Source organism: Saccharolobus shibatae B12, from assembly GCF_019175345.1.
In the GTDB taxonomy this organism is placed as follows: Archaea; Thermoproteota; Thermoprotei_A; order Sulfolobales; family Sulfolobaceae; genus Saccharolobus; species Saccharolobus shibatae.
Map to the genome: position 1 here is coordinate 2,325,216 of NZ_CP077717.1, position 21,585 is coordinate 2,346,800.

The 21,585-nt window shown below is 34.1% G+C and carries 24 protein-coding genes; 12 read left to right on the plus strand and 12 right to left on the minus strand.

Features of this window, described 5'->3' with window-relative positions:
- Positions 1-6 precede the first annotated feature (6 nt).
- Positions 7-1,092 (plus strand): 4-demethylwyosine synthase TYW1, encoded by a 1,086-nt coding sequence (twy1, locus tag J5U23_RS12165; RefSeq protein ID WP_218266318.1) that lies wholly within the window; start codon positions 7-9, stop codon positions 1,090-1,092.
- Positions 1,093-1,128: 36 nt separating this feature from the next.
- Entirely contained in the window at positions 1,129-1,752 is a 624-nt protein-coding gene (locus tag J5U23_RS12170) for a CTP-dependent riboflavin kinase (RefSeq protein ID WP_261310155.1), read from the plus strand.
- On the opposite strand, the gene J5U23_RS12175 is transcribed toward J5U23_RS12170, so the two are convergent.
- Positions 1,749-2,429, minus strand: coding sequence for a DUF357 domain-containing protein (locus tag J5U23_RS12175; RefSeq protein ID WP_218258454.1), 681 nt, complete (start codon positions 2,427-2,429; stop codon positions 1,749-1,751). The genes J5U23_RS12170 and J5U23_RS12175 overlap by 4 nt on opposite strands.
- A complete protein-coding gene (dph5, locus tag J5U23_RS12180) occupies positions 2,411-3,184 on the minus strand; it encodes a diphthine synthase (protein WP_218258455.1) in 774 nt (257 codons plus the stop codon). Before dph5 ends, J5U23_RS12175 begins: the two co-directional genes overlap by 19 nt.
- Positions 3,185-3,226: 42 nt before the next feature.
- On the opposite strand from dph5, the gene J5U23_RS12185 reads away from it, so the two are divergent.
- Positions 3,227-3,982 carry a metallophosphoesterase gene (locus J5U23_RS12185; RefSeq protein WP_012711281.1) on the plus strand — a complete coding sequence of 252 codons (756 nt, stop codon included), beginning with the start codon at positions 3,227-3,229 and terminating at the stop codon, positions 3,980-3,982.
- A gap of 88 nt (positions 3,983-4,070) precedes the next feature.
- Complete coding sequence (locus J5U23_RS12190; protein ID WP_256365649.1) at positions 4,071-4,628, plus strand: TATA-box-binding protein; 558 nt, start codon at positions 4,071-4,073, stop codon at positions 4,626-4,628.
- On the opposite strand, the gene J5U23_RS12195 is transcribed toward J5U23_RS12190, so the two are convergent.
- Complete coding sequence (locus tag J5U23_RS12195) at positions 4,617-5,462, minus strand: N-acetylglucosamine kinase (RefSeq protein ID WP_218266319.1); 846 nt, start codon at positions 5,460-5,462, stop codon at positions 4,617-4,619. The genes J5U23_RS12190 and J5U23_RS12195 overlap by 12 nt on opposite strands.
- Positions 5,463-5,507: 45 nt before the next feature.
- Here J5U23_RS12195 and J5U23_RS12200 point away from each other — a divergent pair, with 45 nt between their 5' ends.
- Positions 5,508-5,717: a DUF5622 domain-containing protein gene (locus J5U23_RS12200; protein WP_218266320.1), complete on the plus strand. Its 210-nt coding sequence runs from the start codon at positions 5,508-5,510 to the stop codon at positions 5,715-5,717.
- Here the strand turns inward: J5U23_RS12200 and J5U23_RS12205 are convergent.
- Both J5U23_RS12205 and J5U23_RS12210 read right to left on the minus strand, forming a co-directional pair.
- Positions 5,701-6,768, minus strand: coding sequence for a DUF373 family protein (locus J5U23_RS12205; RefSeq protein WP_218266321.1), 1,068 nt, complete (start codon positions 6,766-6,768; stop codon positions 5,701-5,703). The genes J5U23_RS12200 and J5U23_RS12205 overlap by 17 nt on opposite strands.
- Positions 6,740-7,636, minus strand: coding sequence for a coiled-coil protein (locus J5U23_RS12210; RefSeq protein WP_218266322.1), 897 nt, complete (start codon positions 7,634-7,636; stop codon positions 6,740-6,742). The genes J5U23_RS12205 and J5U23_RS12210 overlap by 29 nt, the downstream gene beginning before the upstream one ends.
- A 154-nt stretch (positions 7,637-7,790) precedes the next feature.
- Between J5U23_RS12210 and J5U23_RS12215 the strand changes: the two genes are divergently transcribed.
- From J5U23_RS12215 to J5U23_RS12225, 3 genes are all read left to right on the plus strand, one after another.
- Complete coding sequence (locus J5U23_RS12215) at positions 7,791-8,063, plus strand: Gar1/Naf1 family protein (RefSeq protein ID WP_218266323.1); 273 nt, start codon at positions 7,791-7,793, stop codon at positions 8,061-8,063.
- On the plus strand, positions 8,060-8,941 hold the full coding sequence (locus J5U23_RS12220; RefSeq protein ID WP_218258461.1) for a transcription initiation factor IIB: 882 nt from the start codon (positions 8,060-8,062) through the stop codon (positions 8,939-8,941). Before J5U23_RS12215 ends, J5U23_RS12220 begins: the two co-directional genes overlap by 4 nt.
- A gap of 178 nt (positions 8,942-9,119) precedes the next feature.
- Positions 9,120-9,497: a helix-turn-helix transcriptional regulator gene (locus tag J5U23_RS12225; RefSeq protein WP_218258462.1), complete on the plus strand. Its 378-nt coding sequence runs from the start codon at positions 9,120-9,122 to the stop codon at positions 9,495-9,497.
- Here J5U23_RS12225 and J5U23_RS12230 read toward each other — a convergent pair.
- From J5U23_RS12230 to J5U23_RS12250, 5 genes are read right to left on the minus strand one after another with little or no spacing between them, the layout of a single operon-like run.
- Entirely contained in the window at positions 9,489-10,625 is a 1,137-nt protein-coding gene (locus J5U23_RS12230) for a tRNA (guanine(26)-N(2))-dimethyltransferase (RefSeq protein ID WP_218266324.1), read from the minus strand. The two genes, J5U23_RS12225 and J5U23_RS12230, sit on opposite strands and share 9 nt — an antisense overlap.
- Positions 10,591-11,523 (minus strand): transcriptional regulator, encoded by a 933-nt coding sequence (locus tag J5U23_RS12235; RefSeq protein WP_218258464.1) that lies wholly within the window; start codon positions 11,521-11,523, stop codon positions 10,591-10,593. The genes J5U23_RS12230 and J5U23_RS12235 overlap by 35 nt, the downstream gene beginning before the upstream one ends.
- Positions 11,524-11,526: 3 nt before the next feature.
- Positions 11,527-11,943, minus strand: a complete 417-nt coding sequence (locus J5U23_RS12240) for a DUF61 family protein (protein ID WP_218260841.1) — start codon at positions 11,941-11,943, stop codon at positions 11,527-11,529.
- A 4-nt stretch (positions 11,944-11,947) separates the two neighbouring features.
- A complete protein-coding gene (locus J5U23_RS12245; RefSeq protein ID WP_218266325.1) occupies positions 11,948-12,646 on the minus strand; it encodes a fibrillarin-like rRNA/tRNA 2'-O-methyltransferase in 699 nt (232 codons plus the stop codon).
- Between the two features lie 5 nt (positions 12,647-12,651).
- Complete coding sequence (locus tag J5U23_RS12250) at positions 12,652-13,893, minus strand: C/D box methylation guide ribonucleoprotein complex aNOP56 subunit (RefSeq protein WP_218266326.1); 1,242 nt, start codon at positions 13,891-13,893, stop codon at positions 12,652-12,654.
- 65 nt (positions 13,894-13,958) lie between these two features.
- Here J5U23_RS12250 and J5U23_RS12255 point away from each other — a divergent pair, with 65 nt between their 5' ends.
- The 4 genes from J5U23_RS12255 (at position 13,959) to J5U23_RS12270 (ending at position 18,495) form a co-directional block, all read left to right on the plus strand.
- Positions 13,959-14,117 carry a 30S ribosomal protein S30e gene (locus J5U23_RS12255; RefSeq protein WP_009992370.1) on the plus strand — a complete coding sequence of 53 codons (159 nt, stop codon included), beginning with the start codon at positions 13,959-13,961 and terminating at the stop codon, positions 14,115-14,117.
- Between the two features lie 33 nt (positions 14,118-14,150).
- Positions 14,151-15,488 carry a Glu-tRNA(Gln) amidotransferase subunit GatD gene (gene gatD, locus J5U23_RS12260; RefSeq protein WP_218260843.1) on the plus strand — a complete coding sequence of 446 codons (1,338 nt, stop codon included), beginning with the start codon at positions 14,151-14,153 and terminating at the stop codon, positions 15,486-15,488.
- Positions 15,481-17,382, plus strand: coding sequence for a Glu-tRNA(Gln) amidotransferase subunit GatE (gene gatE / locus J5U23_RS12265; RefSeq protein ID WP_218258469.1), 1,902 nt, complete (start codon positions 15,481-15,483; stop codon positions 17,380-17,382). The genes gatD and gatE overlap by 8 nt, the downstream gene beginning before the upstream one ends.
- A 72-nt stretch (positions 17,383-17,454) precedes the next feature.
- Positions 17,455-18,495 carry a hypothetical protein gene (locus J5U23_RS12270; RefSeq protein WP_218266327.1) on the plus strand — a complete coding sequence of 347 codons (1,041 nt, stop codon included), beginning with the start codon at positions 17,455-17,457 and terminating at the stop codon, positions 18,493-18,495.
- Here J5U23_RS12270 and J5U23_RS12275 read toward each other — a convergent pair.
- Positions 18,488-18,856 carry a transcriptional regulator gene (locus J5U23_RS12275; RefSeq protein WP_218258471.1) on the minus strand — a complete coding sequence of 123 codons (369 nt, stop codon included), beginning with the start codon at positions 18,854-18,856 and terminating at the stop codon, positions 18,488-18,490. The two genes, J5U23_RS12270 and J5U23_RS12275, sit on opposite strands and share 8 nt — an antisense overlap.
- 53 nt (positions 18,857-18,909) lie before the next feature.
- Positions 18,910-21,426 (minus strand): adenosylcobalamin-dependent ribonucleoside-diphosphate reductase, encoded by a 2,517-nt coding sequence (locus J5U23_RS12280; protein ID WP_218266328.1) that lies wholly within the window; start codon positions 21,424-21,426, stop codon positions 18,910-18,912.
- Positions 21,427-21,585: the final 159 nt, after the last annotated feature.

The following is a 21,585-nucleotide window of genomic DNA, read 5'->3' on the forward strand; positions in this document are numbered from 1 at the left end:
GGTAGAATGTACAATATGCAAAGTAATTTAAGGATCGATACAGTAAGTGAGATATTTAAAGAGTTACAAAAAGAGAAGTACCACATCATTGGCACTCACAGCGCATATAAGAAATGTCATTGGACTCATTCTGCTCTTGTAGCTAATAGATCTTGCTATAAGGGCAAATTCTATGGAATTGAGAGTCATAGATGCGTACAAATGACTCCAACTGCAGCCTGGTGCTGGTTTAGATGCGTACATTGTTGGAGATTAGAACCAGAGGATGTTGGACTAGAGTGGGACGATACGAAAATGCCCGCATATGATGATCCAGAATATATTGTAGAGAGGAGTATAGAAGAACATAAGAAGGCCGTTTCTGGATATCTAGGAAGAAATGATGTTAACATCCAAAAGGTAAAAGATGCGATGAGACCCGCGCATGTTGCAATAAGTTTAACTGGAGAACCTACACTTTATGAGAAACTTGGTGATCTTATAAAGGAGTATCATAAAAGAGGCATGACAACCTTTCTTGTAACAAGTGGTGTAAGACCAGATATATTAGCAAGCTTAGAAGAAGAGCCTACTCAGTTATTTGTATCTCTACAAGCTCCGAATGAGATAAAACACAAGATGATTAATAGACCAGTAGTTGCTAATTCTTGGCAATTAGTTATGAAGACTTTAGAGATCTTACCTAGTTTTAGTTCTCCAACTGTGATAAGATTTACAATGATAAAGGGATACAATATGAGTGAGCAAGATGCTAGAGAATTTGCGAAGTTAATGGAAATTGCAATGCCCACCTATATAGAGATTAAAGCTTATATGCACGTTGGACCATCAACCTATAGATTAAGTAGAGATGCGATGCCAAAACATAAAGAGATAAGAGAATTCGCAAAGACCTTAGCACAATACACTGGATATAAAATTTTATCAGAGCACGTGCCCAGTAGAATAGTTCTCCTAAGTAAATTGGATAAGCCAATTAAGATTGGAAATGCGTGGAATGATAAATGGGATTGGTCTACTATTGATATGGAAGATGATATGAGTGGAGAATATAAGGAAGCAGAACAAGGTTGTACAGAGGGATCAACTTGAAAAGATGAGTCAAACGCTTGTATATTAGCTAAAATTATAGCCTATTCAAAGGGCAAATCGTACGTAACGCAGTCAGAGTTAGCTAAGATGCTTAATTTCTCACAGCAATCAATATCTCGTAAATTAAAAGAATTAGAGGATGATAAACTGATAGTAAGAATAATATCTAAAGAAGGAGAGATAATAAGATTAACAGAAGAGGGAGAAAGATTTTTGAGTTCATGTTTAAGTAGCTTAAAAGATGCCATATTGTCACTTCATAGTCTTGAGATAAAAGGAAATATCGTATCTGGGCTTGGGGAAGGCAAAATATTTCTATCAATGGATTACTATAAAAGCCAAATAAACAAAATAATGGGATTTGACCCTTATCCAGGTACGCTAAATATTGTAATATACGATAAACTATCTCTAGAAAATAGATTACTCTTAGACTCATCACCTTCTCTAATAGTGCCCGAATATAAGCAAAAGGATAGAGTATTAGGCGCAGTTAGATTATATCCTGCCTCAATTAATAAACTAACACCGGCTGCAGTAGTAATTCCCTTAAGAACTACACATCCAAAGAGCGTAATAGAGGTAATTTCTCCATTTCATCTCAGGGAAAAACTGAATTTAAAAGATGGAGATGAGGTAACAATAGAGGTTTATGTTTAACGTTGTTCCAGATTACAATACCTCTTTTTAATTTCATTTATTATATCTGTTGTACTTGAATGAGGCCATTTCCTTATTCTCTCGTTTAATCTAATTATTTGAGGACTTAAGCCTCGTTTTTTTAATTCCTCAAGAAGCTTAGTTTCATCGACTTTCTGGTCTGGACCTAGGAAAATTATATCGGGATTTATTCTTTCCACACTTTTTAGAAAATCTTCTTGATCGCCTAATATTGCATCAAAAACGTATCTTACACTCTTAATAATTTCTAATCTAGTTTGCTCATCATTAATAGGCTTTCTACCTTTAATTCTCTCTGAATTGGAATCCCTAGCCACAGTCACGTAAACTCTTCCATATTTCGATGCCTCCTTTAAGAATTCTATATGTCCAGGATGCAATATGTCAAAAGTACCCGCGACAAATACTTTTTTCGATACATTAGATTTGGGATCAATATTCTCATAAATCTCCTTCGCATCCAACAAACCCTCAGCATAAACAATATCGACTAATGCAGTTACGTAATCACCTTTCTCTAAATAATATTTAGAATCCTCAGTATACAATCTAGCTAATTCTACCACCTTATTGTTGGCACTGTCGATATTCTTTAATCGTTCATCCATTCCTTTAATGTACTTTTCTATTCTTTTCCTTAACTCGTCAACATCCATTTTATAGCATCAGCCTCCATATAATGAAGATTACCAGGAATTATAATAATATGTGGTGTATTGCCGAAGTCATATGAGGAAGCCTCTTCTACGGTGACAGCAACAATTTTCTCATCATCACAGCCTAATCTAGCACCAACTATTACAATATCAGATTTTGAAAGAACATTTTTTCTATGTTTATCTTCAAGTCGCAATAAGATCTGTAGTGCTTCATTAGCAGTCATGGCTTTCTCGCTTTTCAAATCCAGATATAGTATGGTATGAAGACCTCTTTCTCTGTTATCCTTAATCACATTATAAGGAGTAGGATCTATGAAATCGTTGTAAGGAAATGTTACTGTGACCGACTTACCGAATTTATAGGAAGATAAGAGAGATTTCGATATAAGATAGCAATGTACCGAAATACCTGGAATCACTTTTACATTATGCCCCCGCTGTTTAGCCTCTATAAGTAGTGAAACGTGAGTTGTAGCTATTAATACATCTCCGATGCTAGCTATGCTCACGTTATAATTCTTATCTAAATAGTCCATGATAATCTTCGAGTTGTTTTCTAATAAACTTCTGTCCGCTTCAATGAAAGTCTTCTCTCCCTTTACTAATCTCCTTAATACATCAACGTTTATATCGCAAGATCTAGACGTGTATTTATCGAAAATTATGATATCAGAATTATTTAATGTATCTATAGCACTCTCGGTTATGAATTTCTTAGAGATTCCAAGACCCACTAGACTTAAGATGCTCACAAAAAGAATGTATAAAATGGTGTTTAATATTATCTTATCTAAATGCTAGAGCTCACTAAAGGTATCTTAATTGCTGAGGATCTACCAGCACTTTACGTAAAACATGCTAATAGTGTAGTGATGTCCGACGTACACATAGGCTATGAAGAGGAGATGTCTAGAAAAGGTATATATATTCCTAGAATACAGAAAAAAAGATTTCTTAGTATAACGAATAGAGTATTCTCAGTTTTTAATACTAAGAAGTTAATAGTAAACGGAGATTTCAAGCACACTTTTGAAAAACTTACTAGACAAGAAAAAGAGGAATTAAATGAAATTTTGAAATATTTAAAGGATAACGGAGTAGAAGTTATAATAGTTAGAGGAAATCATGATAACTATATTTCTTTAGTTACGGAAAAATTTGATAATGTAAGATTAGTTGATGAGTTAGACCTTGGAGAAATACTAATAACTCATGGACATAAAGTAATAGAGCCGAGAAACAATACAACATACATCATAGGTCATGAGCATCCAAGATTGTCAATAAGAGATAAGTTAGGTTTCTCTAGGAAACTGCAATGTTTCTTGTCAATACCCATAAAGGAAAGGGAAAACTCCCAGATTATAGTATTGCCTGCAATTGGAATATATCAAGCGGGCAATGATATATCATTAATACATTCAAACTATATGAGTAATTTGATAAAAGAGCATGCAATATTAGAAAAAGCGAAACCCTATGTTATTATTGAGGGAGAAGGTATAATGGAGTTCCCAGAATTAGGCTTAATTAAGAACATACTTATTTAAAAGAGGGATTTATAAATGCAGAATCAAAAAGTTTTTAAGGTGATCTTTTATCTCCAATTCAGCGGTATCGTATAAACCCATTGTAAATATAGAAAATATCGTGGCAACAGTTACGTTAGAGCAAAGTTTGGATTTATACGCTATGGAAAGAAGTATCCCCAACATAGAATATGATCCAGATCAATTTCCAGGATTAATTTTCAGATTAGAACAGCCCAAGGTTACTGCTTTAATATTTAAATCTGGAAAGATGGTAGTAACTGGGGCGAAAAGTACAGAAGAACTAATAAAGGCCGTAAAGAGAATAATCAAGACACTTAAAAAATATGGTATAAAAATAATGGGCAAACCTAAAATCCAAATCCAAAATATAGTTGCATCCGCTAACTTACATGTAAACGTTAACTTAGATAAAGCTGCATTCTTACTGGAAAATAACATGTACGAACCAGAACAATTCCCGGGATTAATTTTTAGAATGGATGATCCTAGAGTTGTACTCCTAATTTTCAGTAGTGGTAAAATGGTAATAACTGGGGCAAAGAGAGAAGATGAAGTGTCTAAAGCAGTAAAGAGAATATTTGATAAGCTAGCGGAGCTGGATTGTGTCAAACCCATAGAGGAAGAAGAAGAATTAGAGCTCTAGAAGCCTAAGTAAACCATTTATTACACTTTTACTTTTAACGCTTTTTATTCCCTTCTTCTCTAATTCCCTACTGAAAAAGGATACGTAAACTGGAGATTCATACATACCACCAAAGTAGTAGACCACATTAGAATTTACAGCTTTACATACTATTTGCACTAAAGTAGAGAATTCTGACATACAACTGTTCAAAATTCTAACTGCCTTTGTGCTATTTCGCTTTACAGCGTTTAACAAATTAACTGAATATTGTGCTATTTTGGCTGGATTACAAGAGTTTTTATAAAGGAACCTCACTAGATCTTCTTCAGTTTTAAAATTAGAAAATTGGATTAAGCTTCTATCATTAGATAGCCCTTGAAACTCTCTTAACAACTCATGTAAAAACTCTCTACCTAACCAGAATCCAGAACATATATCGCCAACTAACCATCCTCTATCGCCCTTTATTACCCTTTTACTTCCATCAAAACCATATACTATACTACCAGTTCCTGCAATAGTTATACATCCCTTATCCGCATTAGACATAAGCACAACATGAGCATCATGTTCTATGATTACCTTATCCGCGTATTTACTTAGAAGTGGATATAGTTGACTTTTTACCTCTTTAGCCATGACTTCACTGTCAATACCGGCTAAAGATATTGCAATTCCGTTAAATTTCTTATTGAATGACGAGATTATACTGCTTAATCTTAAAACTGACTTATAGGGGCCTACTTTATCTACACTTGCCGGTTCGTATTTGTACTGTCTTACTAATTTTTCACCATCATAAACGAAAACTTTAGTAGATGTACCGCCAGCATCTATTAATAGGTATTCCACAAACGATATAAACGCTAAACGACATTAAAATTTTGGTGTCTAGAAATGCTCAAACATGGTAAGTACGTTTATGTAGATCTAAATAATGGTAAATATATTAAGGTAAGGATACTAAAGTCAAGGGATGATAATTCCGCTGAAAAATACATCTTAACCAATTATGTGAATAAGAATAAACCTAAGAATGGTATAATAATAAAGATGGATAGTCTACCAATAGAAGTTAAAGATAAAATAACTAGATTCTTTTTATGAGTTTCTCTAAAATCCCATATTTTTCTAATGCTGTTAGGGTAATATATATCGAAATGATAACTATAGAAGCTAATATTAACGTGTATAGTGACTGAATAGTCAGAATATATGTATTATCTATAATATCTTTCACAACGGTAAATAATATAAAGTAAATTATAACTATGTTTATGATCTTAATTATATCATGCCATACCCTAATATCTTTATTTAATCCCTTGGAGACAGCCTTACCGCCAAACAATATTATTGCGGAAAATGAAGCATATGGTAAAATTTGAAGAATTGCAAAAGCGAATTCTTGGACACTACTTAGTCCTCTAACTAGCTGAAGTTGTATATAGAGGTTAATCACACCTATTAAGAGTGAGATGATAGACACTGTAGCCGTTATTACCATTATTGTGGAATTCTCCCACCAACTCTCTATGAGATCATCAATTTTGAGACCTTTTATGACCATTGCACCTCCTAATATAATTAATATTGTTGGTTCTATGTAAACTGACAAATTCAGAGCAGCCAATATTCCAGCTAAGGCTAATATTATGCCGGGTACACCTAAGAAAACTCTCGCATATCTCTTTTCCGTTATGGCCTTTCTTATGTATTTTGCAAGAAGCATATATGTTTCCTCTACTCCCCTATACTGCTCTACTATAACTTGCTGAACTGCAGAAATCTTTAACCTGGATTGAATTATGGGTATTGCACGAGCGTCATCTGGACTATCATAGACTACTACTGCATATTCTGGTGATAGCTCCTCAATTACTTCGTCTAATTTTTTCGAAAATTCCAACTGCGACTCAGTACCACCTTTTTTTGAGCCGGATATGAAGACTATCTCAGCGTCTTCTCCTTTTCTTTTTAGATCAACATAAATATTAAATGCCACCACCATTGAATTAAAATCGGAATCTGTGGGCATAAAATACGCTGCTTTGTCAAGAGCTAACTTACATTTCTCTTCTCCTATAATTGGTGAAGAAAACCCTAAATCTCCTATATCATCATCAATATCAACGTATATTACTATTGTCTTTACCATCCTTATTATCTACTTCCCCGTAAAGTATTAAAAATTCTTCAAAAGATAACCTCTTATTCTGCTTGAGCTTTTCCTCTATACTCTTCTTCTTTTTCTCAATAACTTCAGTAGTATTAACTTGTACTGGGTTTTCCTGAAGGCTTTTTAATCTTCTTTGGGTCTCATTCAGTTCGTTACTCTTGTTTTTAATTTCTGTATTCAAATCTTCTATCTGTTTAGAAATATTCTCTATTTCGTTACTTAAATTATTTATTTCATCTCTTAGCTTATTCCTCTCTTCGACTAATTTCTTTATAATATTCTTCTTTTCTCCTATCTCGTTAATAAGTGCCTTAATCTTCTCCCTAATTGTATTTAACTCAACCCTTTTTGCTAGTAATTCAGCTTTTTCTTCAGTTTTCTTCTCCTTTATTTTCATAGCCTTTTTAGCATCTTGTAATTTCTTCTCTAGCTCAGCAATTCTCTGTATAACTTTTTTCTCTTCCTCTAATGTTAAGGAACTAGTTTGCAATTTCCATTCTAGCTCCCTTATTTTTCTCTCTATTGAATCAGGATTACCTAGATTTTGAGAAGAAAGTTTTTTAACTTCCTCAAAATCTTTTCTCATTTGCTGAATTATTTCTACGAGATTTTTTCTTCTCTCCTTTAACTGGTTAAATTCCTCTAATTTCATTTTATACTCTTGCCTTATCGTGTTAATTTGCTGTGTCAACTCTTTTGCTTTGGCTATCTTTTCCCTTCTCTTCTCTCTCATTTTTTTAACTTTTTCAATAAGTTCTAACTTAAGTTGCTTCAGTCTAACTATATTCTCTTTAAGCTCAGATATCTTCTTATATAACTCGTCTGTGTCCGTTGATATAGATGACATTCTTGTCTATTTTAGTAGCGAATACGTATAAATAACTATTTCCCACATAATAGCCTTCAGTAAGCCCTAAAAATGAGCTTCGCCAGTTAAGATGAATACATGGGTATTATCAACAAATAATAATAAACCCATATAGACGTAACATAAAAATGAGATGAAAAACAACTTTAATGAAATTGGCACACTTACAAAGAATGTTTTAAAAGATAAGATTCTTATTAAATTAACGAGTGATTTAGACTTTACGAAGTACAACATAATAGGAAAGGCTATATATAATGGAAAGGAGCAGAAAATAGGAAAGATCCTAGATGTATTAGGAAACGTAAAAGAGCCTTATGCTTTAGCAGTGTTAGATAAAAATTCAAAAATTTTATTTAATGAGAAAATATTCGTTAGTTATAGTGAGAGGAGGTCAAGAAAATGAAATGTCCATTTTGTGGAACGGAGGACACAATAACATATGATGTGGAAAAAGGAATGTATGTATGTACAAACTGCGGCAGTGTAATAGAAGATAACGCAGTAGATCCAGGTCCAGATTGGAGAGCCTATAACGCAAAAGACAGAAATGAGAAAGAGAGAGTAGGTAGCCCAAGTACTCCAAAAGTACATGACTGGGGATTTCATACTATAATAGGATACGGTAGAGCTAAGGACAGACTAAAAACATTAAAGATGCAAAGAATGCAAAATAAGATACGTGTGTCACCTAAGGATAAAAAACTAGTAACCTTACTTTCTATTTTAAATGATGAGAGTTCAAAATTAGAGTTACCAGAACATGTCAAAGAAACTGCATCATTAATAATAAGGAAAATGGTAGAAACTGGACAAACCAAAAGGATAGATCAGTATACGCTAATAGTTGCTGCCTTATATTATTCTTGCCAAGTGAATAACGTACCAAGACATCTCCAAGAGTTTAAAGTTAGATATTCCATATCTTCTAGTGAATTTTGGAACGCCTTAAAGAGAGTTCAATCTGTTGCAAAATCAATACCGGACTTTCGTCCTAAAATCAGACCAACAGAATATATACCAAAAATAATATACAGACTAAATTTACCCCCAATTATAGGAACAAAGGCATCCGAGTTAGTAGACTTAATGCATAAACAAGGGCTGACTAGCGGAAAAGGATACTTATCTTTAAGCGCAGCTTCGGTTTACTTAATATCGGCGCTAATGGATATAAAAAAGACGCAGAAAGAGGTTGCAGATTCGTTAGATATTACTGAAGTAACTATTAGGAATAGATATAAGGACATCGTGGATAATTTTGATATTATTGTTACATTATGATTTTTATGGAATTATATAAAAGTATTGTGTAGATTTACTCATTTTAAATCTTATTTATTATTAAAACTATTGAAAAGTAGTCAATTGTCACTAAAGAGTGTTTAACGTACCCATAAAAACAGTAAAATAAATAAGCGTGGAATGCATATATATATTTTAGCCAACACGGGTGTAAAAGATGGAATCAGATTCAACAAGTAATTATGAAGCAATAGTACATAAAAAGATAAAAGAAATGGGAGAAAAAGGAATTTCGCAACAAGAATTGGCTAAATCAGTTGGTTTGCCCATAAGAGAAATTAGTAGCATTATAAAAAGATTAGTTGAGAAGAAGCTAATTATTAAAAAAGCTGTGAAAGAAAATGGAAAAAACATAGTTAAATTATTTGCAGTTGACAGCAATTATAATATAAATATTTATATAAATCTTAACGGTTTAGATGAGATTCCTTGCTTAAGTTGTAAAAGCTTAACCAAATGTGGGAATGGAATACATGTAAGCCCACAGACTTGTAGTAAATTATCGGGCTGGATCTTGGAAAAAGCTTTATCTTAAATTCTTAACGCATCTAATTATTTCTTCATATCCCTTATCGGTTCTTATCCCAGTAGGAGCAAAATGAGTCTTAGAGGCATCCCCTAGACATTCTAAAATCGAATCAATTGGAGGAATAGCTGAGACTTTTAGTTTAGATGCCAGCTTACTAATATTGTAAAATACACTTTTATATTTCGCCTCCTTTTCTATTACATTAAGTAGCTTCTGTATTCTGTTAAAAGAGGACAAGTAATTGAAATTATTGTATATATCAATCATTCTTTTTAAAAATTCCATATTGTGAAGAGGACCAATGAATAGAGGACCAATAATGATAAAGTTTTCACCACATATTGGACACTTAATCTTACAATTCTCGTCTACGAAAGTCTGAAATCCACAGCGGGGGCATTCCCCGAAATATTTAAGATTCTTATTAATGTTCTCATCTGCTTTTCTAGCACCACTTTCCACTCTTACGAATAGTCTATAGTAATAGTCTGCATAAAAAGAGAATAACGGATACACGGTTTTTTCTAACATCGCAGCTTCTCTAATTATCTTGCCGATAAGTATTCTTAATCCAAGCTCCTTTGACGAGGAAAGTTTATAGTTAATAGCATCATATTTTCGCCTACAAGAAGTTCGTGAAGATCCCTCAAGTGGAGATAGATCAGTTGCTGTAAATGCTACTATTCCATTTCTTATTGTCGCGTTTATGGATGAAAGGATAAACGGTACTGGAGATCCAAAGGGATCTATATCAATATACTCGCTTTTTATTTCGTAGAGCAACACATTTGCATCCTTATTATAAATTTTAGCGTTTTCAATTCCATTATTTTTCACATTTATTTGGATTAGGGAAGTAGCTGTTGAATTTTTATCATTCAGAATTAGTTGTTCACTTTTCCACGATTCTACATAATATCTAATTCCTCTTATACCCGTTGCGCTTAATGCGTCTAATATTATCTTAGGCTTTAACAGGCTAACCACGATTACGCTAAGGTCTCTGTTGAAAGTCATTTTAGGATTGTAGAACACTGGAGCCCATGATGGATCGAATTTCCCTTCTATCATATATTCTTTAGGATCTGGTACGAATATTCTAACTTTGCCTTCCGTTACTTCCTTTAATTTCATCTATTAAAGAATGTATGTCATTTTCTTCATAAGTTTTATATCCTAGATCTTCACATTCCTTTAACATCTTTGAAGTCCTTATGATTATCAATAATTCAGATTTAGTGTAAGATGCAAGTTTCTTAGCTTCATAAAATTTCTTCATTGACTTATTGTAATCCTTGTTCTCTATTGTAACTAAATATCTATTATTGTCGTTGTCTTTAACTATCAAATCTGCTGCAGTTAATTTCAATGATAGGACGTTTATCCCATTTTCTTTCAATTTATATATTAACTTTGATTTAAAACTCTCCGGAGAAAACTCTGTTATATCCTCTTCAATGACTTCTTTTTTACCTTTTACAGAGTCCCATATTACATCGCCTATTATATCGTCCCCAAACAAATCTATCAGCTTCTCGGCAACTTCAAGCGATACGTCTGAATCCCCTTTCTCATAATCATAAATGGCCTTTCTAGAAACTCCAAGAAATTTAGCTACGTCTCCTATACTATATCCCATTTCCTCTCTCTTATGTTTCAATATGTAATTTCTGATCTTTATGAATATACCTCCCCTAGTTCTATAAAGGAAAATCTTCTCACCATTGATTACTTTCTTAAATCCTTCTGGTGAGACTGCAAAAACATTATCAGCCTTAACTGAGACAATATCCTCCTCTTCTTCATTAGTGACTACTAATGACGCGGTTACCGTAGATACTGCAATCTTCTTCAAATCTGAAATTTCCTCTTTGGTCACCTTATCCTCAGATACTCTAATCAGAGTGGGTTCCTTAGAGTTGAGAACGATATCTACGGATTTTCTATTATGTTCTGGATATTCAATCATTGTATAAGTATACTTTTTATCCTCCAATATGTCTATAACTTCGTTGATAATTTTTTTGCTCATATCTTACATCTCACTTAATTCTGTTTCTTCTGTATAACTTCTAGTAGGGCTAAGAATTATAAATATTAATGATGTATATTCCCTTAATAGCTTCTCGACATCTACATTTAATATTACATTAGATATTTCTCTTCCAAGTAAAATTGAAATTGCCTTCCTGTTCCATTGCTCCCCACTAATGAAATATTCTCCAATTTCGGGTGATTTAATAAATATAAATGGAATTTTTACTAAAGACCATAAATAAAGTGGAATTCTATCGGAAAGCCTTTCCACCTCGTCCTTTTTTATCTCATGATAAAAATTATTATTTAGTTTAATCTTTAATTTACCTTCCAATGCATCTTTAATGGTAACGTATTCAGCAGGAGAAGAAGAGAATATGTCTTTAAGTCCAAACTCAAAAATTTTATCTATCAAACTCCTACCCTTTATATTTACTCAGAACTATTGCATGGTCCTTATCGTAGGGATCTAGGTTAATAATTTGTATTGCCTCAAAATTGGAATTTTCCAATTTCTCCACTTCAGCTTTATATATCTCCTTAGGGTCTTTAGTAACATCAATACTTCTCGCTTTAATCACTAGAAGCATATATCCATTTACTTTAAGGAAGAATCTAGCATTGTATATAGCTATATCTGTTTGATCTGGTTGGGCAATATCGACATAAAGTACGTCAACGTTCTCTACTACCGACTTATAACTTTGAGGAAATCTGGCATCAGCTAATAATGGAAAGATATTAGGCCTCCTTTGAGCTACTAATAATAATTCTCTTACAACTCTTGGAGAAAATTCAACACCATAGGCCTTACCATTTAACTCTATAATATCAGAGACGTGACTTATTGTAGTCCCAGAAGCGGCTCCTAAATATAAGACCTTAGTGCCTTTTCTAATCGGATTAGTCTTAAGGCCTTTAAGTATTGCGCCAGCTAACTTACTCCTAAACGCATTCCATTCCCTATATTCTATACCCTCATATTTAATTAGCCTTTCACCGTAAACATTAAAGCCTGATACTAGGTTTCTTGTACATAGCCTAAAGCTACCATCGTTAAACTCGCATTCGTAAATGTTTTCCATGTTAGTTTGTTTTACGGTAACAACTTCAGACATTTTTATCACTTTCTTCCTTTACCTCTTCTTTTTCCACCTTTTTTACCTTTTGCTTGCTGTTTTTGAGGCTGTTGTGGCTTTTGTTGTTGAGGCTTTTTAGGTGGTGGCTGAGCGAATTTTTCCTTAATCTCATCTATCCTCTTCTTTAGTTGTTCGTTTAGTTGATCACCTATGAATCTCCCGCTAAAAGCATCAACTCTGGCAGCTATTGCTAATTTGGCTGCTAAAGCTCTAGCAATCTTACCCCTTTGCCATCTAGGTGATGTGTGAATAGCTGGATACTGAAATATTACACCATGTTTAGGTGGTCTTCCTCCACTTCTTAACGCCCTGAATAAAGCCTTTTCAGCCCCCAATACCTGGATCGTACTAGCTGGCATTTTGGCTAATTCCTCCAGACTTCCTGATATGCTCAATAATCTAGCACCTAACGCTGGACCAACTAAGGCCGTTATATTTGGTGCAACTTCTTTCATTACGCCTTCTAGATAATTATTAAGGTTTCTCCTTATATTATACAAGTCTAAAATAGTATTTGCGATCATCCTCATCGCAGATAAGTCATCTTCTGAGATATCCGCACCTATACTTTTCTTTGCTGCATCGACTATCCTATTTATTCTTTGCTCATTGAAACCCAATTCCTTTAGAGCATCAGTAGTTAAGAGTCCCCTATCCCCAAACCTAGACACTATGGTTGCGTATTCTTCGTGATCCTCAATAAGCTTATCTAGTTCTGGAAAATGAATACTATACCACTCTCTTAATCTTTCTGAGAAAAGATTTATGGTCTTATCTATATCATCCATTGCCCTTACTGCTTGAATAGCCAAAAGATCTCTCTTTTGCGCTGCAGACCTTAGCTTTCTCCTAGTGTACTCTAATGAAAGTTCGTGAAGAAAATTATAATACTCCTCTTCATTACTTGCAAATTTTATATCTGTAGCTACTTTAGGTAATGATTCCCTGAATATCCTCGAAATTTTACTATATGGTTCATACGTAACCCTATAACCTAGGGCTTGCAATTTAGGAACTTCAGCTTCGTTCTCGACTACTACCTCTTGTGGGTTAACTTTCTTTAACAACTCGACTGTCGCATTAAATGGTATGCCCTTTTCATTATTTAAAAGTTCCTCAGTTATTTTTCCCAAATCTCTTGGATTTGTAATATAGTCTACAATATTACCGTTTTCATCGTAAGCAATTGCTCCAATAACATGCTCGATTAGGTATATTTTCATCATCTCTCACTACAAACCTATCTGACAAATTTTTAAGTTTAAATGCTCAAGTTATAACAAGAGTAAATATGCCTTCACACGGTTCGTTAACCAAAGCGGGAAAAGTTAGAAGTCAGACACCAAAAATACAGCCTAAAGAAAAACATAAAGAGGTACCAAGAGTAAGGAATAGAAAGGAATATGAAAAGAGAGTAGTAAAAGCTAGGCAACAAGCTCCTGCTAGATAATAAACTATTTTTGCTATTACCTAATCTTTTTCTGTGCAAGAAAATTATAAAGGAAAGGCTTATGATATTTTGAAAAATCTAAACATAGAGGAAGGGGACCTAATAGAGATTAAGAAAGGGGACCTAAGAATAAGAGGCATATTGTTACCAAGTTACTCAAAAGATGAAAGAATATTCGTAATAAAACTAGATAACGGTTACAATATAGGAATATCTATCGATAATATATCTGAGATTAAACTAATCACAAAAAATTCAAGTAAAGCTCAAGAGAGTGAAAGAAAGGAAGTTAGCCGTAATGGTGCTAAAAGCGAAATAAAGATAATTAGCACAGGAGGTACAATAGTAAGTAAAGTTGAATACGAAACTGGTGCAGTCAGACCCGCGCTGACCACTGAAGAAATAGTACAATTTTTGCCAGAAATAAACGAAATAGCAAAAGTTGATGCTGAGGTACTTTTCTCTATATTAAGCGAAAACATGAAACCTGAATACTGGGTTAAGATAGCTGAATCAGTAAAGAAAGCGTTTGATGAAGGAAACACTGGAGTGGTTATTGCTCATGGTACTGATACTATGGCATACACAGCGTCTGCCTTAGCCTTCTCTCTAAGATCGTTACAAGGACCAGTAGTGTTGGTGGGTTCGCAGAGAAGTAGTGATAGACCAAGTAGTGACTCAGCAATAAATCTCTTATCCGCAGTTACCACAGCTAAATATGCGCCTTTTGGAGAAGTAGTAGTAAACATGCACGCTGACTCCTCCGACACTTACGCATTAGTACATAGAGGAGTGAAGGTTAGAAAAATGCACAGTAGTAGAAGAGATGCTTTTCAGTCAGTAAACGATAAACCTTTAGCCAAAGTCCTTTGGAAAGAAAGGAAACTGGTTATGCTCGACAAGAATTACATGAGCAAAAAAGGCGAAACTACACTTGACGCTAAATTTGATAATAGAGCATTTTTACTATACTATTATCCTGGATTAGATAGAGACTTCTTAGAACACATTTTAACTAATACTAAAATAAGAGGTCTCATAATAGCTGGTACTGGTTTAGGTCATACTTCATCAGATTATGTGGAATTATTCAGAAAAGCTACTAAAGATGGCATATTTATAGGAATGACAACACAGTGTTTATTCGGAAGAGTTAATATGAATGTGTATACTACTGGAAGACAGTTACTCGATGCTGGTGTCACCCCATTGGAAGATATGCTACCAGAAGTTGCATTAGTTAAACTCATGTGGGTACTTGCGCACGAACAAGATCTAGAAAAAATACGAAGTTTAATGATATCGAATCTAGTGGGGGAAATAAATCCTCGTCACACTTTGGATCTCTTCCCAAGGTGGTCATATGAGTGAGTTAAATTATGAAGAGTTAGGATTAAAAGTAGGATTAGAAATTCACCAACAGCTTAACACTTCTCATAAATTATTCTGCAACTGTAGTACTAATTTGGAAGAAGATTATAAGTTAACCTTAGAGAGATATTTAAGACCTGCATTAAGTGAATTAGGGGAAGTCGATGTCGCAGCATTGTTTGAGTGGAAAAAAGGTAAAAAATACGTATACAGAATACCTATTACTACAAGTTGTCTTGTAGAAGCTGATGAAGAACCTCCACATGCAATAAATGAGGAAGCGTTAAAAATAGCGTTAGCTATCGCTATAGCACTAAATAGTAACATAGTAGATGAAATTTATGTCATGAGAAAAATTGTAATAGATGGTTCAAACACCACTGGATTCCAAAGAACAGCAATAGTAGCACTTGGTGGAATGTTAAAAGATGACGGAGTTACAATACAAACTATTGCAGTTGAGGAGGACGCTGCAAGGAAAATAGATGAAGGAACAGATCAAGTAACCTATTCGCTTGATAGATTAGGGATTCCCTTAATAGAAATTTCAACTGGACCAGATATAAGGAGCCCAGAACAAGCTGAGAGAGTTGCACTAAAAATTGGCCAATTGCTTAGAATGACAGGTAAAGTTAAAAGGGGTATAGGCACAATAAGACAAGATCTAAATATCTCTATAAAAGGAGGTACAAAGATAGAAATTAAAGGAGTACAAAAACTGGAATTAATACCCGATATAGTTAGATATGAAGCAATGAGACAATTTAACTTACTAAAGATAAAAGAAGAATTATATAAAAGAGGAGTGAGTAAAGATCTATTTTTGTCTAATTTTGTTGTAAAAGATCTAACAGAACTTTTTAAAAACACAAATAGTAAAATCATTAAAAGCGGAATGGAAAAGGGAGGATTAGTATATGGAATAAGAGCGTATAAGTTAAAGGGAATATTGGGTTGGGAACTGATACCAAAAAAGAGAAGATTTGGAACAGAAATTGCAGATTACGTTAGAGCACTTGCAGGATTAGGTGGACTCTTCCACTCTGATGAGCTACCCAATTACGGTATAACTGAAGAGGAGATAAACAAAGTTAGAGAAGCCCTTAATGCGACGACTGAAGATGGTTTCATTCTAATCGTTGGCGAAAGAGAGAGGTTGGATAAAGCTGTAGAAGTAATAAGGGACAGAATATTATTAGCGTTTGATGGTATTCCTAAGGAAACTAGAGGAGCATTAGATGATGGAACAACGAAATTCTTAAGACCACAGCCAGGCTCAGCTAGAATGTATCCAGAAACTGATATTCCACCTAGAAGAATAGATGAAAAACTGTTTGAGGGTGCTAAAAAATTGGTTCCAGAATCGCCAGAGTCTAAAATGAAAAGGTATATCACAATGGGTTTAAGTGAGGAACTCGCTAAGGAGATAATTAGAGATCCCAGACTCGACTTATTTGAAGAATTAGTTAACAAATATTCACCAAAGGTCTCTCCAGTTGTAATAGCGAGTACGATTACTAACACGTTGAAGTATGTTAAGTCAAAAGGTGGTGATATATCAAAGATAAATGAGGAAGATATAGAGGAACTAATAAAAAGCGTTTATGAGAACAAAATTAGCAAGGATTCGATTTCGGAAATACTCCTAGAATACACTACTAATAAAAATGTGGAACTAAAGGATGTCATACGTAAATACGAGGCATTACCAACTGAAGAATTAGAAAAGATAATAGATGATGTAATTAGTTCTAATCTAGACGAGATAAGGAAAAGAAAAGATAAAGCAGTAAACCTAATAATGTCAAAAGTAATGAGCAAAGTTAAAGGAAGAGCTGAGGGGAAAGTTATATTAGAATTAATAAAGTCAAGACTCAAAAATGTTATGGAGTGAAGAATTACCCTCGGACAGATTAATGATGAAGAGAAGGCATTTGTCGGATTTAAATGATGAGCTTGACCACTTATGAAGCTAGATGATATAATAAAGGTAGCCGCTGAGTATCCATTCAAAAATCTTAGTGAAAATATAGAGTTACAAGATGACATGCTTAATATAGAACAACTCCCACAATTGCTAACTATTGGCGGAGTTAAGAGAGTGAAATGGAAATATAAGGCAAAAATTCTCGGTCCCGATCTATCTACAATATCAACTGAAGGAGGAGAAAATAACGAAGAATTAATAATGAGAACACCATTAAACAGGACTTCAATTCCTTGGACATTTACCAGATTAGATACTAATTCATTAGAAAAGCTGGTAGAATATTTGGCACCTTGTAAAGAGGGGACTTCACTTTTTAACGTCTCTCCTTGGCCAAGATATCACTTTAAGCAAAACAGAACCATAGAATTAAAAGAGGGTGAGATTGGGAATGGTAGAAATGTTGAGATAGAAAATATAAAACTAATAGAAAATCATATAAATATAAACACGAAATTCTTAAATCCTCAATTCTTCTATATAAATCCTTATTACATAGAAAGTGGTTATAATTCAATAGATAATACCTTCGCTACAAGCTTAGAACTGACAGAGACGTATTCTTTTGTAAGCAATTCACTCTTGGACTTAAAATTTGAACTAGGAAAAGTTAGTGTGGAAACCAATGGAAAAATTTTAGTTTCGAAGACAAAGAATTTTGCTGAAGCCAAACTCCATAGATTATTATGGGATATGACAAACGAGGTAATAGAAATAAACTGTAGTCCGCAATTTCCTCTTTCCCTATATCGAATCGAACCTTCTGCTGTAATCCCATTATATATAAAATTTAATGAGAAATCCAATATTTTACAGATGGTATTAGAAAACTTCAGCGATAAGCCAGTTATAGCTACTCTGTATGTCTCAGCAAGAATAACTAAAATAATAAAGCCGAATAACACGATAACAACAGAGTATGATAGAGTTAAAATTCCTATCAGAAGATGGGGAATTGTCAATTTAGAACTAGAAATAAAAAAATTACCAGACTTATTACTTAAAAGAAAAGCTATTTAGATTCAACTGTAGTCTCATATAGGCATGGGCTTAGAGTGTACCCATGCTTTGTAAGAACTTTTTTACCTTCAGAACATAAAATACAATAATATACAGAAAGATTAGAATTTGAGTTTAAAATTCTTTCCATAACTTCATTTACAAGATCCATAAATTTTTCATCTTTCTCTAGAAGAGATCTTAAATTACTACCCCTTCTACTTTTTAGATAATTTGAAACTGCTGCTGGTGTTAACCCCATTAAATTCGCTGCCTTGTACTCAGATAAATTTCTCTCCTTTATTAGTTTTTGAGCAACTATACTTCTAACTGCTGGTAAAATCTCCCTAACTGAAAATTCACATGGTAACTGTAATGACATGGTTAATACACTTCAGTCCAATATAATATAAAAACCGATAAATAAAAATGTTTTTATAATTCACACGTTTTACATCCGCCAGCATAAGTCTCTGAAACTTCGACAAACTTCTTTTCCATCCTTAAACTGGAAGGAAGTAGCTGTGTTTTCTTTCCCTCCTCTTCCTTTTTCTTCTCGTATTCTTCCCTCTCTTTTTTAACTCCGAAGTAGATTACTTGCTGTTGCTTGCTTTTATCTCTATAGACAGTTATACCTTTTATACCAAGTTTCCACGCTAATAAATAAACCTTCTCTACAGTCTCTGGTGGTTCCTCGGACCTCAAGTTAATAGTCTTAGAGGTTCCAGAGTCATTCCATTGTTGCCAAGCTGCTTGATGCATAACGTGGTAAATTGGTGGAACCTCATGAGCAGTTCTGAACAATTTCCTTAATGATCTTGGCATAAATACGTTATCACCAATTATTCCACTTTCAGCTATCTTCTGAATGACTTCTGGATCATCTAACTCATATTTTCTGAGATATTCTAAGAAAAGTGGATCAATCTCTATAAACTTTCCAACTGCAACATTTCTTACAAACGCTAACGCAAAGAGTGGCTCTATTGAAGATGAGGTTCCGGCTATTATTGAGATAGTACCAGTTGGAGCTATAGAAACTACAGTGGAATTCCTTAAACCATATTTTAACCTTTCGCCTTTTAGTAAATCAAAGTCTAACTTATCAACTACACTAGTTAGCTTTTTAACATAATCTGACGGTTTATCAGCAACTTCAGCAATTTGAAGTAATGAATTGAAGTCCAATGCGCTCTCCCAGATATCTCTATACAATTTTGAATCGTATGTAGGGAATGGACCCTTCTCCTTAGCAACTTCAATAGATGCCTTATACGCATGATAGAATATAAACTTGGCTAATTGGTATGACAAGTATATTGCGTCTACGCTATCATAAGCAATACCCAATTTAATAAACATCCTGGCTAATCCCATGACACCTAAACCAACTTTTCTAGTCCTCTTGGTTGCATCTTCAATTTGCTTTAATGGGTAACGATTTGCATCAATTACATTATCTAAGAACCTTACTCCATAACTGATAATTTCTGCTAATCCGTCCCAATCTATCTCAACTTTACCGTTTCTCTCTATAACAAATTTCTCTAGATTTATAGAACCTAAATTGCAACTCTCCCAGGGTAATAGTGGCTCTTCACCACATGGGTTAGTAGCGTTAATCTTACCTAAATACCATACCGGGTGCCTCCTATTAATAGTATCGATGAAGAGAAGACCAGGATCACCGCTATCCCAAGCTCCTTTAACGATTTCATCGAATAGTGACTTAGCATTAACATATCTTACAACAGCACCCTCCTTCGAGGCTATTACAAGGGCTTCATCAACTGTAATGACTTTACTCTCATCCAATGAAACTACTCCACCTTTTTCTTCTAGTTCTGATAAGATAACCTCTTGAATCCACTCCTCATTCATATAACCTCTAGCTTTTGTAATATAATATTCGTGATCCCTTCCTGCTATTTTAGTCTTTCTAGGGTTAATCAAAGGTACACTCTCGCCTTTCACGACAGCCTCCATAAAGTAGTCATAAGCACCTACAGAAATATTGAAATTCTGCAACTGAACGTCCTTCAATTGTCCAGTTTTCGCTCTTATGAAATCCTCGATATCAGCGTGCCATGCATGCATAACTCCCATATTAGCTCCTCTTCTCTTTCCACCTTGTTTTATGACATCAGTAGAGGCATCAAATACTTTCATAAATGATACCGGGCCAGAGGCTACACCTGCAGTCGAAGCAACAACATCGCCCTTAGGTCTTAATTCTGAGAAATCGAAACCAGTCCCTCCACCTTGTTGATGAACCAGTGCAGTAGCTCTTAATGCGTCATATATACCATCTCCCTCTGGTGTAGTCATAGCATCTTTAACTGGAATTACGAAACATGCTGATAAGATGCCTAATCTAGTTTCACTATTCATTAAGGTTGGCGAATTAGGTACAAACTTTAGGCTGCTTATCATTTCGTAGAACTTCTCTTCTAACTGTTTAACTTCAGCCTCAGACTTACCATACTTTCTCTCAACTGACGCAAGAAATCTGGCTACTCTTCTGAATAACATCTGTGGCGTCTCAATATATCTTAAGGTATTTGGATCTTTCAGTAAGTATCTAGCTTCCAATACTTTTAATGCATTGTAAGAGAGAAGCAAGTCCTTTTCATTAAAATCTTTCCATTTCCCTTTACCGAAAACGTGATTGTAAATTCTAGCTAAGACATATCGCTTCGCTAATTCCATTAAGAAAGGATACTTTAGGGAGTTCTCTATGAGATTTCTTTCTACTATATCAGCAATTACTCTAGTATCTATAGCGTTATCCTTAACATTTGCTTTGACATCATTAACTATACCATCTGTTACCTCATCTGGTACAGAAGAAAGTTTAGATAATATCTTCTCTAATTTAAACTCGTCAACCCTTCCATCTCGTTTAATTACTCTAATCTTTCTTAAAGATGTAGAGTATAGTAACTGCTCCATTGTCTTCAAGGATTATTATAACCTAGATCAATTTAACTTTATACTGTACATGACAAGAGTATTACCTCGTCGTATTTCAAAAAGATAATATCTGCTTTTTCAGAACTCAAAATTTAAATACATCATTAAAATAATTGAATAGCTCCGAGTGAGAATTGT

What these genes read in the sequence shown, in the direction of transcription:
- J5U23_RS12235 (WP_218258464.1), bottom strand. Translation starts at nt 11,523, where the DNA reads ATGAGCAAAAAAATTATCAACGAAGTTATAGACATATTGGAGGATAAA.
- J5U23_RS12250 (WP_218266326.1), bottom strand. Translation starts at nt 13,893, where the DNA reads ATGATGAAAATATACCTAATCGAGCATGTTATTGGAGCAATTGCTTAC.
- J5U23_RS12210 (WP_218266322.1), bottom strand. Translation starts at nt 7,636, where the DNA reads ATGTCATCTATATCAACGGACACAGACGAGTTATATAAGAAGATATCT.
- J5U23_RS12225 (WP_218258462.1), top strand. Translation starts at nt 9,120, where the DNA reads ATGGAATCAGATTCAACAAGTAATTATGAAGCAATAGTACATAAAAAG.
- twy1 (WP_218266318.1), top strand. Translation starts at nt 7, where the DNA reads ATGTACAATATGCAAAGTAATTTAAGGATCGATACAGTAAGTGAGATA.
- J5U23_RS12175 (WP_218258454.1), bottom strand. Translation starts at nt 2,429, where the DNA reads ATGGATGTTGACGAGTTAAGGAAAAGAATAGAAAAGTACATTAAAGGA.
- J5U23_RS12255 (WP_009992370.1), top strand. Translation starts at nt 13,959, where the DNA reads ATGCCTTCACACGGTTCGTTAACCAAAGCGGGAAAAGTTAGAAGTCAG.
- J5U23_RS12215 (WP_218266323.1), top strand. Translation starts at nt 7,791, where the DNA reads ATGAAAAACAACTTTAATGAAATTGGCACACTTACAAAGAATGTTTTA.
- J5U23_RS12220 (WP_218258461.1), top strand. Translation starts at nt 8,060, where the DNA reads ATGAAATGTCCATTTTGTGGAACGGAGGACACAATAACATATGATGTG.
- J5U23_RS12185 (WP_012711281.1), top strand. Translation starts at nt 3,227, where the DNA reads ATGCTAGAGCTCACTAAAGGTATCTTAATTGCTGAGGATCTACCAGCA.
- J5U23_RS12270 (WP_218266327.1), top strand. Translation starts at nt 17,455, where the DNA reads ATGAAGCTAGATGATATAATAAAGGTAGCCGCTGAGTATCCATTCAAA.
- J5U23_RS12275 (WP_218258471.1), bottom strand. Translation starts at nt 18,856, where the DNA reads ATGTCATTACAGTTACCATGTGAATTTTCAGTTAGGGAGATTTTACCA.
- J5U23_RS12230 (WP_218266324.1), bottom strand. Translation starts at nt 10,625, where the DNA reads ATGAAATTAAAGGAAGTAACGGAAGGCAAAGTTAGAATATTCGTACCA.
- J5U23_RS12245 (WP_218266325.1), bottom strand. Translation starts at nt 12,646, where the DNA reads ATGTCTGAAGTTGTTACCGTAAAACAAACTAACATGGAAAACATTTAC.
- J5U23_RS12205 (WP_218266321.1), bottom strand. Translation starts at nt 6,768, where the DNA reads ATGGTAAAGACAATAGTAATATACGTTGATATTGATGATGATATAGGA.
- J5U23_RS12200 (WP_218266320.1), top strand. Translation starts at nt 5,508, where the DNA reads ATGCTCAAACATGGTAAGTACGTTTATGTAGATCTAAATAATGGTAAA.
- J5U23_RS12280 (WP_218266328.1), bottom strand. Translation starts at nt 21,426, where the DNA reads ATGGAGCAGTTACTATACTCTACATCTTTAAGAAAGATTAGAGTAATT.
- gatE (WP_218258469.1), top strand. Translation starts at nt 15,481, where the DNA reads ATGAGTGAGTTAAATTATGAAGAGTTAGGATTAAAAGTAGGATTAGAA.